Raw genomic sequence first — 14,212 nt, 5'->3', positions numbered from 1 at the left:
ACCGGGAGCTAAGGCTTCCGGTGGCATCATTTTTTGAAGTATGGAAACCACTATGTCTATTAGCTCCGTCATTAAATCCCTGCAGGACATCATGCGTAAAGACGCGGGTGTCGATGGTGATGCTCAACGTCTTGGTCAGCTTTCATGGCTGCTGTTCCTGAAGATTTTCGATACACAGGAAGAAGAGCTGGAACTGGAGCAGGATGATTATCGTCTGCCGATCCCGCAGCGTTATCTGTGGCGCACCTGGGCGGCTAATAATGAAGGGATCACCGGCGATGCGTTGATGGAGTTTGTTAACGACGACCTGTTCCCGGCACTGAAAAACCTGACTGCGCCGCTCGATATTAATCCGCGCGGTTTTGTGGTGAAGCAGGCCTTCAGTGATGCCTACAACTACATGAAAAACGGTACGTTGCTGCGTCAGGTGATCAATAAACTGAATGAAATTGATTTCAGCAACAGCAATGAACGCCACCTGTTTGGGGATATCTACGAACAGATCCTGCGTGATTTACAAAGCGCCGGTAACGCCGGTGAGTTCTATACCCCGCGCGCCGTAACACGTTTTATGGTCAACCGTATCGACCCGAAACTGGGCGAATCGATTATGGACCCGGCCTGCGGTACCGGCGGTTTTCTGGCCTGTGCCTTTGACCACGTCAAAGAGCATTACGTCAACACCACCGAAGACCATCAGATACTGCAAAAGCAGATTTTCGGCGTCGAAAAAAAGCAGCTTCCACATCTGTTGTGTACCACCAACATGCTGCTGCACGGCATTGAAGTACCGGTGCAAATCCGCCACGACAACACGCTGAACAAACCGCTCTCCTCATGGGATGAGCAGCTTGACGTGATTGTCACCAACCCGCCGTTTGGTGGCACCGAAGAAGATGGCATTGAGAAGAACTTCCCGGCCGAGATGCAGACCCGCGAAACTGCCGATCTGTTCCTGCAACTGATCGTCGAAGTGCTGGCTGATAAAGGCCGCGCCGCCGTGGTGCTGCCGGACGGCACCTTATTTGGTGAAGGTGTAAAAACCAAAATCAAAAAGATGCTGACCGAAGAGTGTAACTTGCACACCATCGTGCGCCTGCCGAACGGCGTGTTTAGCCCGTACACCGGCATTAAAACCAATATCCTGTTCTTCACCAAAGGCCAGCCGACCAAAGACATCTGGTTCTACGAACATCCGTACCCGGCAGGCGTGAAGAACTACAACAAAACCCGCCCGATGAAGTTCGAAGAATTTCAGACTGAAATCGACTGGTGGGGCGATGAAGCCGACGGCTTTGCCAGCCGCGAAGAGAGCCATCAGGCCTGGAAAGTGGGCATCGACGAGATCATTACCCGCAACTTCAACCTCGACATTAAAAATCCGTATCAGGGCGAAACCATCAGCCATGATCCGGATGAATTGTTGAGCCAGTATCAGCAACAGCAAACAGAAATCAGCGAACTGCGCAATCAGCTGCGCGACATCCTCGGTGCTGCGTTGGCCGGTAAAGGAGCGAACTGATGGCTGTCGAACAAATGATCACCCAACATATCGATACCTGGACGTCTGCCCTGCGCACCCGTTCCACCGCCGGGCGCGGTACATCAGGCAAGATTGACCTGTACGGCATCAAAAAATTGCGTGAACTGATCCTCGAACTGGCCGTGCGCGGCAAGCTGGTGCTGCAGGATCCGAATGATGAACCGGCTTCTGAATTACTGAAGCAGATTGCAAAAGAAAGAGATGAACTAGTTAAGAGTAAAGTGATTAGAAAGCCTAAAACACTTGAAAAAATTACAAACTCCAAAATACCCTTTGAATTACCGGATGGTTGGGAATGGTGTTATTTAAATGACATAGGTAATTGGGGGGCTGGTTCTACGCCAAGCCGCTCTAATTCAGAATATTATAATGGTAATATTCCGTGGTTTAAATCAGGCGAGCTTTCCTCAGATTTCATTTCGGATTCAGAGGAGACAGTCACAGAATTGGCTTTGCAAGAATGTTCACTCCGAGATAATAATATCGGTGATGTATTAATTGCGATGTATGGAGCTACAATTGGTAAGACATCGATCCTAAATGTTCGCGGTACTACTAATCAGGCAGTATGTGCTTGTACCCCATATAGTGGAATTTCGAATGTCTATTTATTAACTCTTTTAAAAGCTTACAAGCGGATTTTTATAGGCATGGGCGCTGGTGGAGCTCAACCGAATATCTCAAGAGAAAAACTTATTGCCACAGTGTTTGCACTTCCGCCTAAAGCTGAACAAAACCGAATTATCTGCAAAGTTCACGAACTCATGTCCCTCTGCGATCAACTTGAACAGCAATCCCTGACCAGTCTGGATGCGCATTATCAGTTGGTTGAAACGCTGCTGGCAACGCTTACCGCCAGCCAAAATGCCGAAGAACTCGCCGAGAACTGGGCGCGAATCAGCCAGTATTTCGACACGCTGTTTACCACTGAAGCCAGTATCGACGCACTTAAGCAAACCATTCTGCAACTGGCAGTGATGGGCAAACTGGTGCCGCAAGATCCGAACGATGAACCCGCCTCTGAACTGCTTAAACGTATTGAGCAGGAAAAAGCGCAGTTGGTGAAAGAAGGGAAAATTAAAAAACAAAAACCTTTGCCGCCAATTAGTGAGGATGAAAAGCCGTTTGAGTTGCCGGTGGGGTGGGAGTGGTGCCGGTTTGAAGATATTGTCGATATACAAAGTGGCATTACCAAAGGGCGAAAATTGCAGGGCAGGAAATTAGTCACAGTTCCATATCTTAGTGTTGCAAATGTCCAACGTGGTTATATTGACATCAGCGTTGTAAAAACCACAGAAATCCCGCTTGAAGAAATGGAAAAATACAAAGTTTACAACAGTGACTTATTAATTACTGAAGGTGGAGATTGGGATAAAGTTGGTCGAACAGCGATTTGGATTGAAAATGACATGTCATATATGGCACACCAAAACCATGTGTTTAAAGCTCGTAAAATCTTGCCAGAACAGGATGTAGTTTGGCTTTCAAATTTTCTCAATGGCCCATTTGCTAGAGAGTATTTTTCAGGCTCAAGCAAACAAACGACTAATCTTGCCTCAATCAATAAAACTCAATTAAGAGGTTGTTTGATCGCCGTCCCTCCTAAAGAAGAAAAAGAAAGGATTGTTGCCAAATTCAATGACCTATTACTTATCAGTGACACTCTCAAGTCTCGCCTGCAATCTGCTCAGCAAACCCAGCTCCACCTGGCGGATGCACTCACTGACGCAGCATTAAACTAAGGAACAGACGATGCCGGTTCATCATGCTATCTGGCGGGTGGGGGACAATCCTCAGCCGCTGACCATCAGCAAACTGGTCAGTGAGCAGTTGCTCGAGAGGATGATCTTAAATGATCCTACCATCCTCTCTGACCAGTGGATGATTATCGGGCATCAGGAAAATACGCTCGATAAAGGGCGTATAGATTTGCTGGCGATTGCGCCGGATGCCTCGCTGATATTAATTGAGCTTAAACGCGACCGTACACCGCGTGAAGTGGTGGCGCAGGCGCTGGATTACGCTTCGTGGGTGGATGATTTAACAGCAGACCGTTTGTCACAGATTTATGAGAAATTCTCCGGTGGCGGCAATCTGGGCGAAGCGTTTAAGCAACGTTTCAATACCGAGCTGGAAGAAGAGTCCATCAACCAGTCGCACCAAATCATCATTGTGGCTGCCGAGCTGGATCCGTCGACTGAACGCATCGTGGATTATCTCAGTAAGAATGGTATCTCTATTAACGTTCTGTTCTTTAAGGTGTTCCAGCACGGCGAAGAACAGTTCCTAAGCCGTGCCTGGCTTATTGACCCAAGCGAAACGCAAACCAACGCCGTACAAGCTACTGCTGGGGCAAGTGCCAAAGTGAAGGAGCCCTGGAATGGTGAGTTCTATGTTTCGTTTGGTGACCCAAACAGCCGTAACTGGGAAGAGGCCCGCCGCTATGGGTTTATCAGCGCGGGTGGCGGAAGCTGGTACAGCCAGACCTTAAAACAGCTTCAGCCGGGTGATCGTGTTTGGGTAAAAATCCCGGCAACGGGTTATGTAGGCGTCGGCATTGTGCAGAGCGCCGTTGAACCTGCCAATAGTTTTACGCTCAACACTGAAGACGGCGAAAAACTCGCGATTGACGTGCTTAAGCATGGCGAACTGTATCGCCAGAATGCCGATGATCCCGATAAATCAGAGTATTTTGTCCCGGTGAAATGGCTTGAAACCCGCAGCGAACATGAAGCGGTGAATGAGGTTGGATTCTTCGGTAACCAAAACACCGTCTGCAAACCTACTACGCCAAAATGGCGACATACTGTTGATAGGCTTAAACGTATTTTTTTATGCTGGGATACTGAACGGGTATAGTAAGAGAGGCTGGAATGATGTCTGTTCCCGCAAAAATTGGCCATCGCACAAATTCTCAGAAAAGTGGTCTCCACTGAGCGGCAATTGTGAACTGATTATGATGGCTACCTAATTTTGGTCGATAAAATGATTGCGGCTTCCGGTGTCGAGCAATGTCCTGATGACCTTAACGAACTGGATACCAGGCTAAGTCATCTCTTTTTTGCGTTGACGGGGAAGCAATATTCACTGTCGATTCTGTTCGCTTTTCCGTTTCTAGTAGTTTTTCGTTGGAGATTGAACCGGATTTTTTCAGGCTGATATTTTTCCCGTTGGTACAGGCAGCATTTCAGTCACTGACTGGGAAGTCGTTAATCAATCGGGTGGGCGGCAACGACTTTTACGTTGAGCGATTCAGTCGTGGTGGTGGATCTTCAGGTTTTGTTGCTTCCCTGTTTTGGCTTAATGAGTTCATCCCACAACTGCAACAGCGTTTAACCTGGCAGCAAACTATTTGGTCGATTTCACCGCGTTCCTTTTGATGCTTTTTTTAATAGGTATCGGGCGTTGTTTTGCTACCTTTCATGGAACTATTTCATCACCTCAAATTTGCAGTGGTTGATGAAAATGTTTAAATCGATCTGGGGGAAGTATGACTACAGCAGAATTAGGGCAGTTAAGGGTATTGCAGAAACTAACGAGCTTTGGGGCCAGAAATGCCATCGTCCAGAAAAAAGGCAACAGATCATTCATCACATTTGATGCCCCAAGTGGTAAAACGTATAAAGTCACAACCAGAGCGAAAACTTCAGGGACCTGGCAAACCTCAACAAACTATGCTGCCCATTGTACCCTTGATAAAAATGACAATGAGTTTTGGGTATTTATCGATCTTGGTCGAAAACCGAATAGTTTCTATATCACGCCATTATCTTGGATCAGGAATGATATTTATGAGGCATATAGGGATTATCTGGAGAAACACGGTGGACACCGTGCGCAAAATGATGAGTCGACTCATCATGCTATTTCAGTAAAACGCATCACTGACTGGAAAGATGCGTGGGGAATGATGGGACTAAGTCTATAAAATTTTGCTAAGCGTTCGCGCAATGATGCTGTGATGTCATGAAGAGATATGAAAGCTATTTAAAACTTAAGTTTGCTGAGAGGCTTGGTATTGCTGGGTTTTTGAAGTGGCGTGAAATGACTTAATGGTGTCCCCTACAGGAATCGAACCTGTAACTAGCCCTTAGGAGGGGCTTGTTATATCCGTTTAACTAAGGAGACACGGGCGCCTGTGGAAAGCGCCCGCGTAGTATACTCGTTTTTCTCTCAATAATAAGGCGTTAGCCTGCCGTTTGGTCGTTTCCTCGCCAGTCTGTCCCTTTTGCTGGTTTTTAAGGCTTCGCGGCCTCTTTCTTTGCGGCTTCCTGTTCCGCCTTTTTGGCTTTGGCTTTCTTCTGGTTGCTCATGTCGTTGCGGATCTGCGCGTGGCTTATCAGCGCGAAGATGAAGGTCCCGCCGGCGATGTTGCCCGCCAGCGTTGGCAGGGCGAATGGCCAGATGAATTCATACCAGGGGATCGCGCCGGAGAAGACCAGATACAGGACTTCCACCGAGCCGACCACGATGTGCGTCAGGTCACCGATCGCCACCATGTACGTCATCAGCATAATTACCCACAGTTTGGCCGTGCCGGCAGAGGGGATCATCCAGACCATTGTGGCGATGAGCCACCCGGAAACCATGCCGCCGACGAACATCGCTCCCGGCCCTTTCTCCATGATCTCCATGCTGATGGTGCGAAATGCTTCGTCGGTGTCCTTATCGAAGAAGGGCACCAGATGGAACGCCAACGCCGCAATGCCGCAGCCGATGATGTTCCCGCCTAGCACCAACCCCCACAACCGCAGGAGAAGCGCGATATTTTTACCGGTCAGTTTCTGCATCACCGGCAGTACGGCGGTGACGGTGTTTTCGGTAAACAGTTGCTGGCGCGCCATAATGACAATTATGAACCCAACGGTATAACCGATGTTCTCGATGAAAAATCGTTCCGGCGTGTCGGGCAGACGGGCGTGCAGGATGCCTTTGGCCATCAATGATGCGCTGATCGAAAGCCCGGCGGCGATGGCCGACCACAGCAAGGCCTGTCCGTCGCGCTCAAGCTCCTTCTCGCCTTCCATGCGGATAACTTCATGTACCGCCGCGGCTTTGGAGGGTAAATTCTCCTCGCCGGTCTCGATCTCTTTGCCCTGTGAATGCTCGTCGCTGTCGACGTCGCTGGTATCCTGCTTTTTCATTTCTTCGTGCATGGGTATTCCTTCGGTGTGCCGCAAGGCGGCTTTTAAAGTGTTCACGGATAAGCATAGGCGAGGCGTGGGATTTATGAAGAGGTATACGGAAAAGTTACAAATCATTAACCCATGAACCTTATGGGTCATTTTGTGGAATGTATGCTGGATTTCAGGGATTTCAGCCATGTAAACTGTGGCACCTTGCGCTGCGTCGCCTCTGACGCCTGTGATATGATGCGCACTTGTGAAAAATAAGAGACATCCTCATGTTTGAAGCCCTAAATCTGAGTTGCGTTCGCGATGAGCGAACCTTGTTCAGTGGCTTAAGTTTCACCATCGAACCGGGTGAAATGGTGCAGATTGAGGGCCGCAACGGGGCCGGTAAAACCAGCTTACTGCGCATTCTCGCCGGGCTTTCCTCACCTGACGCTGGCGACGTTCGCTGGCAGGGCGTGAGCACCCGCCGCCAGCGAGACGTATTTCATCAGCAGCTTCTGTATCTCGGACACCAGCCCGGCGTAAAGTCAGTGCTTACTGCGTTTGAAAACCTTGCCTTCTATCAGTCGGTGAACTGCCAGTCTGCGAACCGCAAAAATGATGGCAATGCTATCTATCAGGCGCTGGAACATGTCGGATTGCTGGGGTATGAGGATGTCACTGTCGCGCAGATGTCCGCCGGGCAGCAGCGCAGGGTGGCACTGGCGCGGTTGTGGTTGAGCGATGCGCCGCTGTGGATCCTCGACGAACCGCTGACCGCGATAGATAAAGAAGGCGTGGCAACCTTGATCGCGCTCTTTGAACAGCATTCGCAGAAGGGCGGTATGGTGCTGCTGACCACGCATCAGGATTTGCAGGGCGTTAACCACGACGTGAGAAAACTCCGTCTGACCAGCGAAACGCTGGCGTGACGCACGAAGGAAAGAGACGGAATGTTTACTAAAGTTCTGCGGCGCGAACTGAAAATCGCCTTCCGCAAAAGCGCCGAAATTATTAACCCGCTGTGGTTTTTCCTGATTGTCATTACCCTGTTTCCGTTAGGTATTGGCCCGGAACCTAAATTACTGGCACGCATTGCACCGGGGATTGTCTGGGTTGCCGCGCTGTTGTCTTCGCTGCTGGCGCTGGAAAGGTTGTTTCGCGATGACTATCTCGACGGCACGCTCGAGCAACTGCTGTTACTGCCTTCACCGCTGGCGCTCACGGTTCTGGGTAAAGTGTGTGCTCACTGGGTGGTGACCGGTTTGCCGCTGCTTGTTCTCTCGCCGCTCATCGCCTTACTGCTTTCACTGGATTTTGAAACGTGGAAAGCCGTGGCGCTGACGATTCTGTTAGGCACGCCGACGCTGAGTTTTATTGGTGCGATTGGTGTGGCGCTGACCGTCGGGCTGCGCAAGGGCGGCGTGCTGCTGAGCCTGCTGGTGCTGCCGTTATATATTCCCGTGCTGATTTTTGCCACCGGCGCGATTGATGCAGCCTCGATGTCGATGCCCATTGGCGGCTATCTGGCGATCCTGGGCGCGATGTTGGCGGGCAGTGCGACATTAGCCCCCTTTGCCACGGCGGCGGCGTTAAGAGTGAGCGTCCACTGACAAATGTGTCAGTTCGCCGTACGGAGCGGAACTATTTTACCTGCCGTTACAATACGGAAGAAAAATCGCAACCTTTGACTAACATCACATTTCTCTATGCGTAAAAATAGAGAGATTGCTAAGTAAGTGCGGAAGACCTGAATCTGACCGCGCAAGAGTCCCATGAGGCTCCACGGCAACCCACACAGTGACATTTTAGAGTGAGCAACGATAACAATGTGGAAATGGTTACATCAACTCGCAAGGCCTGAACGGCTTTACCACGTTTGCGGGCGGTTTATTCCGTGGCTCGGGCTTCTCGGTCTCGCCTGTCTGCTGATTGGCTGGGTATGGGGATTTGGCTACGCGCCGCCTGATTACCAGCAGGGTAACAGTTACCGGATTATGTATATCCACGTCCCGGCGGCGATCTGGTCGATGGGTATTTACAGCGCGATGGCGGTCGCGGCATTTATCGGCCTGATATGGCAGATGAAAATGTCTGATCTGGCGGTGGCCGCGATGGCTCCGGTTGGTGCTGTGTTCACCTTTATCGCACTTGTCACTGGCTCTGCATGGGGCAAACCGATGTGGGGAACCTGGTGGGTGTGGGACGCGCGTCTGACGTCCGAACTGGTGTTGCTGTTTCTGTATCTTGGCGTAATCGCACTGTATAACGCGTTTGATGACCGCCGTCTGGCCGGTCGCGCAGCCGGTATTCTGGTGCTGGTCGGCGTGGTAAACATTCCCATCATTCATTACTCCGTACAGTGGTGGAATACACTGCATCAGGGCTCGACCAACATGCAGCAAACCATCGACCCAAGTATGCGTTACCCGCTACGCTGGGCGATTTTCGGTTATCTGTTCTTCTTTATTACCCTGACACTGATGCGTTTACGTAACCTGATCCTCATTCAGGAGCGTCTGCGTCCGTGGGTGGCTGGCCTGCTGAATAAGGAGCGCCGCGGATGAGTCCTGCATTCTCAAGCTGGCACGATTTCTTTGCGATGGGCGGCTATGCATTTTACGTCTGGCTCTCAGTGGCAGCGACCCTGATTTCGCTGCTCGCGCTGGTGGCGCACACATTTTTGCAGCATCGTCAGATCCTCGGTGAAGTCCGCCGTCGTCAGGCGCGCGAAAAACGCATTATTCAGTCTCAGTCTAAAAAACAGCAAGGCGCACAGACGTCAGCGCTGGAACCGGACACCTCCCCGGAGAAGTTATTGTGAATCCACGTCGTAAAAAGCGCCTGACGCTGGCGCTGCTGGTTCTGGCCGGTCTCGGCCTGAGCATCACGCTGGTGATGTATGCGCTGCGCTCTAATATTGATTTGTTCTATACCCCGAGTGAAATTCTGCAAGGCAAAGGCGAAAACCACGAAATGCCGGAAGTCGGTCAACGGCTGCGTATCGGCGGGATGGTGATGCCTGGTTCGGTGAAACGTGACCCGAAAAGTTTGCAGGTGAGTTTTAAAATTTACGATGCGCGCGGCGCGATTGCGGTGACCTACAACGGTATTTTGCCTGACCTGTTCCGTGAAGGGCAGGGCGTGGTAGCACAAGGCGTGATGGAGCCGGGCAACGTGGTCAACGCCATTCAGGTGCTGGCGAAACACGATGAAAAATATGTGCCGCCGGAAGTTGCCGACGCCATGAAAGAAAACCACAAAGGACCGGCGTCGGCCTACGTGGGCAATGATAAAGGAAACGATCGCTCATGATGCCGGAACTGGGAACATTTGCACTTTGTCTGGCGTTAGGTCTGGCGGTGTTACTGAGTATTTATCCGCAGTGGGGCGCCGCGAGGCAGGACAGCCGGATGATGGCGATGGCGCGCCCGCTGGCTTACGGCATGTTCGCCTGCATCGTGCTGGCGTTCATTATTCTGGTCCACGCTTTTGTAGTGAATGATTTTACCGTCGCCTACGTAGCTAACAATTCCAATACTCACTTGCCGGTGTATTACCGCGTGGCGGCAACGTGGGGCGCACACGAAGGTTCCTTACTGCTGTGGGTGTTGTTGCTGAGTTGCTGGACGCTTGCCGTTGCACTCTTCAGTCGCCAGATGCCGCAGGACGCCATCGCGCGCGTGCTTGCGGTAATGGGCATGATCACCGGCGGTTTTCTGCTGTTTATCCTGTTGACCTCCAATCCATTTATCCGCTCTTTGCCGAATTTCCCGGTTGATGGCAGTGACCTGAACCCGGTCTTGCAGGACATTGGCCTGATTTTCCATCCGCCATTGCTGTACATGGGATACGTCGGTTTCTCCGTCGCCTTCGCGTTTGCGATTGCCTCGCTGATGGCCGGACGGCTCGATACCGCATGGGCGCGCTGGTCGCGTCCGTGGACGCAGGCCGCGTGGGTATTTCTTACCATCGGCATCGTGCTCGGTTCGGCATGGGCGTATTACGAATTAGGCTGGGGCGGCTGGTGGTTCTGGGATCCGGTTGAAAACGCCTCCTTTATGCCGTGGCTGGCGGGAACGGCGCTAATCCACTCCCTCGCCGTGACCGAAAAACGCGGCACGTTCAAAGCCTGGACGGTACTGCTGGCGATCACCGCTTTCTCGCTGTGCCTGCTCGGAACGTTCCTGGTGCGCTCAGGCGTACTGGTGTCAGTTCACTCGTTTGCCTCTGATCCGGCGCGCGGCATGTTTATTCTGGCGTATTTAGTGATCGTCATCGGCGGTTCGCTGCTGCTTTACGCCATTAAAGGAAACTCAGTGCGTGCGCCGAGCCGCCACGAATTACATTCGCGCGAAAGCTATTTGCTCAGCAACAACGTGCTGCTGGTTGCAGCGATGCTGGTGGTGTTGCTCGGTACGCTGCTGCCGCTAATCCATAAGCAACTGGGCATGGGCAGCATTTCCATCGGCGAACCTTTCTTCAATACGATGTTTACCTGGCTGATGGCACCGCTGGCGCTGCTGCTAGGTATCGGTCCGCTGGTGCGCTGGCGTCGCGATGAGCCGAGTAAGCTGTGGCGACGTCTTGGCGTGGCGCTGGTGGTGACGTTATTCCTGTCGATCGCTTTGCCGTGGTTGTTGCAGGACAAAATTGTCGGAATGACCGTTGTGGGCCTGCTGATGTCAGTGTGGGTGATTGTGCTGACGCTGATGGAATTACATGAGCGTGCCACGCATCGCCATACTTTCTGGCGCGGCCTGACCAAACTGTCACGCAGCCATTGGGGCATGGTGCTCGGGCATCTTGGCGTGGCAGTGACGGTAATCGGTATCGCGTTTAGCCAGAATTACAGCGTAGAGCGTGATGTGCGTATGAAAGCCGGTGATACGGTAGATATCCATGATTATCACTTTATCTTCCGTGACGTTCGCGATATTACCGGCCCGAACTACACCGGTGGTGAAGCCAATATCGACGTTGAGCAGAACGGCAAAAAAATCACCACGCTGCATGCCGAAAAACGCTTCTACAGCGTGGCGCGCAGTATGATGACCGAAGCGGCTATCGACGGCAATCTGGCGCGTGACCTGTATGCGGCATTGGGCGAAGAGATGGATGACGGCTCGTGGGCGGTGCGTCTTTACTACAAACCGTTCGTGCGCTGGATCTGGCTGGGCGGCATCTTTATGGCGGTTGGCGGCGTGTTCTGTATTCTCGATCCGCGCTACCGGATGAGTAAAAAACTCAAGAAACAAGGTAAAGCGGAGGCTGAAGTATGAACCGTAAACTCCTCTTTATTCCACTAGTCTTGTTTCTGGCGTTAGCTGCTGTGTTTTTGGCGAATTTGCTTGGCAACGCCAACGGTGACGATCCAACGCTGCTCGAATCCGCTCTGATCGGCAAACCGGTGCCGGTGTTTAAACTCGAATCACTGGCCGAGGCCGGGAAAACCTACGATCAGTCTGTGCTCCGTGATGGCAAACCGCTGCTGCTCAACGTCTGGGCGACGTGGTGCCCGACCTGCCGCGCCGAGCATGATTATCTGAATACCCTGGCTGCAAAAGGTGTGCGCGTGGTCGGGCTCAATTATAAAGACGATCGCCAGAAAGCAGTGAACTGGCTGAACACGCTGGGCAATCCTTACATGCTGAGTTTATACGACGGCGACGGCATGCTTGGGTTAGATCTCGGGGTGTACGGTGCGCCGGAAACCTTCCTGATCGACGGGCAGGGCATCATTCGCTATCGCCATGCCGGTGACTTAAATGAGAAAGTCTGGCAGACCGAAGTCTTACCGCTGTACAAGAAATACGGAGGTGGCGCATGAGACTGGTTTCATCACTGCCTGCGTTATTACTCGGCATGTTGCTGAGCGTCAGCGCATTTGCCGCTATCGACACTTACCAGTTCAAGTCGCCGGAGCAGGAACAAGCATACCGTGACATCACCGCGCAGCTGCGTTGTCCGAAATGCCAGAACACCAATATTGCGGCGTCGGATTCAATTATCGCCGCCGACATGCGTACTAAGGTATTTCAGCTGCTCAATGACGGGCAAAATCGCCAGCAAATCGTCGCCTATATGGTGGCACGCTACGGCAATTTCGTGACCTACGAACCGCCGGTTACGCCATCCACCCTGATTCTTTGGCTGGGGCCGGTGCTGGTGGTGATTATCGGCGGCGGGATGATTTTCATGCGTTCGCGACGGGGGTCTGTAAACACCAAAACCGCCGCAGAAGAAATGCCAGAACAAGAAAAACAGCGCCTGGCGCAGTTACTTAAAGACAGCGACAGGAAAGGATCATGAGTATTTTTTGGCTGTGTATTGGGGTGATGCTGGTTATCGCGCTGGCGCTGTTTATCGTACCTGTGATCCGTGGTGACCGCAGCGAACACACGTCGCGGGATGCGCTGAACAAGGCGTTTTATCATCACCGCCTGAGTGAGCTGGAAGAAGACGAAGCGCAGGGTGTGGTGGATGAGCGTCCGGCACATATTCAGGAATTGCAGGAAAACTTGCTGACCGATATACCGGCCGGGAAAACGCCCGCGCCCGCGCAGCCGATTGGCCGCTGGACGCTGGTGCCTGGCGCGATTTTGCTGGTGGTTATCACGCTCGGCGTTTATCTCTACGCCGGTGGCCTGGGGCAGGTCAGCGCGTGGAATCAGGTAATGGAACGTATGCCTGATCTGCGCCAGCGCATTGCCAGCGACAAGGGCGCGCCGCTGACGGCAATGGATGTGCAAGATTTAGGTCTGGGGTTGCGCACCGATTTACAGGCCGATCCGAAAAATGTGCAGGACTGGGTGATGTTGGGCCGCGTCGGCATGGCGCTCAATAATGGCGCGACGGCAACGCAGGCTTATGCTCATGCGTACTCGCTTTCACCGGACGATGTGGCGGTAAAACTCGGTTATGCCGAAGTGCTAACCCGCTCAGCGGATCCGCAGGATAACCTTACCGGCGGAAATCTTCTGCGCGGTATGCTGGAAAAATCTCAGGGCGACCTGCGTGTATTAAGCCTGCTGGCCTATAATGAATATGAACAGGGGCACTATTCGCAAGCGATTGGCGCGTGGGAAGTTATGCTGAAAATCCTTCCCGCAGGTGATAAGCGCGTTGAGATGGTCCAGGCCAGTATTGAACAGGCGAAACAGAAGTCCGGTGCCGATCAGGCCAGACTGGCGGTAAATGTTTCGCTTTCAGAGGATGCAGCTAAGAAAATCCCGCAGGATGGCACGGTCTTTATCTCCGTGACAGATGGCAGCAGTCCGGTGCCGGTTGCAGTGAAAAAGTTGCCGCTGAGCCGCTTCCCGCTGGCGATTACAGTCGATAACAGCAACGCAATGATGCCGGAACGCTTGCTTTCTTCGCTGCAAAAATTAAAAGTACGCGTTCGTATTTCACGAAATGGTCTGGCAACACCAGCCACCGGTGACTGGTACGGCGACAGTCCGCTGACAGATTTTGCCGGTAACGGTCAGGTCAGCATTGAGATTAATCAGCAGGTTCCGTAATCAGAGAGCCGAAGATCAATAACAGGGAGATA

14 protein-coding genes, 1 tRNA gene and 1 pseudogene are annotated in these 14,212 nt (G+C 52.1%); 14 read left to right on the top strand and 2 right to left on the bottom strand.

All coding sequences use genetic code 11. The features are described from left to right. Positions 1-52: 52 nt before the first annotated feature. From GE278_15075 to GE278_15055, 5 genes and pseudogenes are all read left to right on the top strand, one after another. Positions 53-1,522 carry an N-6 DNA methylase gene (locus GE278_15075; GenBank protein QLK62019.1) on the top strand — a complete coding sequence of 490 codons (1,470 nt, stop codon included), beginning with the start codon at positions 53-55 and terminating at the stop codon, positions 1,520-1,522. A 287-nt stretch (positions 1,523-1,809) separates the two neighbouring features. Then, positions 1,810-2,767, top strand: a pseudogene (locus GE278_15070) (hypothetical protein). Further along, on the top strand, positions 2,638-3,285 hold the full coding sequence (locus GE278_15065) for a hypothetical protein (protein ID QLK62018.1): 648 nt from the start codon (positions 2,638-2,640) through the stop codon (positions 3,283-3,285). The pseudogene GE278_15070 and the gene GE278_15065 overlap by 130 nt, the downstream one beginning before the upstream one ends. 10 nt (positions 3,286-3,295) lie before the next feature. Then, entirely contained in the window at positions 3,296-4,402 is a 1,107-nt protein-coding gene (locus tag GE278_15060) for a nuclease (GenBank protein QLK62017.1), read from the top strand. 631 nt (positions 4,403-5,033) lie between these two features. Next, complete coding sequence (locus tag GE278_15055; protein ID QLK62016.1) at positions 5,034-5,471, top strand: hypothetical protein; 438 nt, start codon at positions 5,034-5,036, stop codon at positions 5,469-5,471. Between the two features lie 125 nt (positions 5,472-5,596). Here GE278_15055 and GE278_15050 read toward each other — a convergent pair. Together GE278_15050 and GE278_15045 are read right to left on the bottom strand one after the other, a co-directional pair. Beyond that, a tRNA-Arg gene (locus tag GE278_15050) sits at positions 5,597-5,671 on the bottom strand. Between the two features lie 110 nt (positions 5,672-5,781). Then, the gene (locus GE278_15045; protein ID QLK62015.1) at positions 5,782-6,699 is read right to left on the bottom strand and encodes a hypothetical protein; all 918 of its coding nucleotides are present in this window, start codon (positions 6,697-6,699) and stop codon (positions 5,782-5,784) included. A gap of 248 nt (positions 6,700-6,947) precedes the next feature. On the opposite strand from GE278_15045, the gene ccmA reads away from it, so the two are divergent. The 9 genes from ccmA to ccmI all read left to right on the top strand — a co-directional run bounded on the left by ccmA (position 6,948) and on the right by ccmI (position 14,180). Then, entirely contained in the window at positions 6,948-7,589 is a 642-nt protein-coding gene (gene ccmA / locus GE278_15040) for a cytochrome c biogenesis heme-transporting ATPase CcmA (GenBank protein ID QLK62014.1), read from the top strand. Positions 7,590-7,610: 21 nt separating this feature from the next. After that, positions 7,611-8,270: a heme exporter protein CcmB gene (gene ccmB, locus GE278_15035; protein ID QLK62013.1), complete on the top strand. Its 660-nt coding sequence runs from the start codon at positions 7,611-7,613 to the stop codon at positions 8,268-8,270. 216 nt (positions 8,271-8,486) lie between these two features. Next, positions 8,487-9,224 (top strand): heme ABC transporter permease, encoded by a 738-nt coding sequence (locus GE278_15030; protein QLK62012.1) that lies wholly within the window; start codon positions 8,487-8,489, stop codon positions 9,222-9,224. Further along, positions 9,221-9,481 carry a heme exporter protein CcmD gene (ccmD, locus tag GE278_15025; GenBank protein ID QLK62011.1) on the top strand — a complete coding sequence of 87 codons (261 nt, stop codon included), beginning with the start codon at positions 9,221-9,223 and terminating at the stop codon, positions 9,479-9,481. Before GE278_15030 ends, ccmD begins: the two co-directional genes overlap by 4 nt. Beyond that, on the top strand, positions 9,478-9,972 hold the full coding sequence (gene ccmE / locus GE278_15020) for a cytochrome c maturation protein CcmE (protein ID QLK62010.1): 495 nt from the start codon (positions 9,478-9,480) through the stop codon (positions 9,970-9,972). Before ccmD ends, ccmE begins: the two co-directional genes overlap by 4 nt. Continuing rightward, positions 9,969-11,939: a heme lyase CcmF/NrfE family subunit gene (locus GE278_15015; protein ID QLK62009.1), complete on the top strand. Its 1,971-nt coding sequence runs from the start codon at positions 9,969-9,971 to the stop codon at positions 11,937-11,939. Before ccmE ends, GE278_15015 begins: the two co-directional genes overlap by 4 nt. Next, a complete protein-coding gene (locus tag GE278_15010; GenBank protein ID QLK62008.1) occupies positions 11,936-12,487 on the top strand; it encodes a DsbE family thiol:disulfide interchange protein in 552 nt (183 codons plus the stop codon). The genes GE278_15015 and GE278_15010 overlap by 4 nt, the downstream gene beginning before the upstream one ends. Then, the gene (locus tag GE278_15005) at positions 12,484-12,969 is read left to right on the top strand and encodes a cytochrome c-type biogenesis protein CcmH (GenBank protein QLK62007.1); all 486 of its coding nucleotides are present in this window, start codon (positions 12,484-12,486) and stop codon (positions 12,967-12,969) included. The genes GE278_15010 and GE278_15005 overlap by 4 nt, the downstream gene beginning before the upstream one ends. Continuing rightward, a complete protein-coding gene (ccmI, locus tag GE278_15000) occupies positions 12,966-14,180 on the top strand; it encodes a c-type cytochrome biogenesis protein CcmI (protein ID QLK62006.1) in 1,215 nt (404 codons plus the stop codon). Before GE278_15005 ends, ccmI begins: the two co-directional genes overlap by 4 nt. Positions 14,181-14,212 lie beyond the last annotated feature (32 nt).

The organism is Enterobacteriaceae bacterium Kacie_13 (assembly GCA_013457415.1).
Classification (GTDB): Bacteria; Pseudomonadota; Gammaproteobacteria; order Enterobacterales; family Enterobacteriaceae; genus Rahnella.
The sequence above is the reverse complement of the archived record's forward strand: the minus strand, read 5'-3'. Positions and strand labels throughout refer to the sequence as shown.

Coding starts and splice junctions, on each gene's coding strand:
- GE278_15075 (QLK62019.1), top strand. CDS start 53: ATGTCTATTAGCTCCGTCATTAAATCCCTGCAGGACATCATGCGTAAA.
- GE278_15060 (QLK62017.1), top strand. CDS start 3,296: ATGCCGGTTCATCATGCTATCTGGCGGGTGGGGGACAATCCTCAGCCG.
- GE278_15055 (QLK62016.1), top strand. CDS start 5,034: ATGACTACAGCAGAATTAGGGCAGTTAAGGGTATTGCAGAAACTAACG.
- GE278_15045 (QLK62015.1), bottom strand. CDS start 6,699: ATGCACGAAGAAATGAAAAAGCAGGATACCAGCGACGTCGACAGCGAC.
- ccmA (QLK62014.1), top strand. CDS start 6,948: ATGTTTGAAGCCCTAAATCTGAGTTGCGTTCGCGATGAGCGAACCTTG.
- ccmB (QLK62013.1), top strand. CDS start 7,611: ATGTTTACTAAAGTTCTGCGGCGCGAACTGAAAATCGCCTTCCGCAAA.
- GE278_15030 (QLK62012.1), top strand. CDS start 8,487: ATGTGGAAATGGTTACATCAACTCGCAAGGCCTGAACGGCTTTACCAC.
- ccmD (QLK62011.1), top strand. CDS start 9,221: ATGAGTCCTGCATTCTCAAGCTGGCACGATTTCTTTGCGATGGGCGGC.
- GE278_15015 (QLK62009.1), top strand. CDS start 9,969: ATGATGCCGGAACTGGGAACATTTGCACTTTGTCTGGCGTTAGGTCTG.
- GE278_15010 (QLK62008.1), top strand. CDS start 11,936: ATGAACCGTAAACTCCTCTTTATTCCACTAGTCTTGTTTCTGGCGTTA.
- GE278_15005 (QLK62007.1), top strand. CDS start 12,484: ATGAGACTGGTTTCATCACTGCCTGCGTTATTACTCGGCATGTTGCTG.
- ccmI (QLK62006.1), top strand. CDS start 12,966: ATGAGTATTTTTTGGCTGTGTATTGGGGTGATGCTGGTTATCGCGCTG.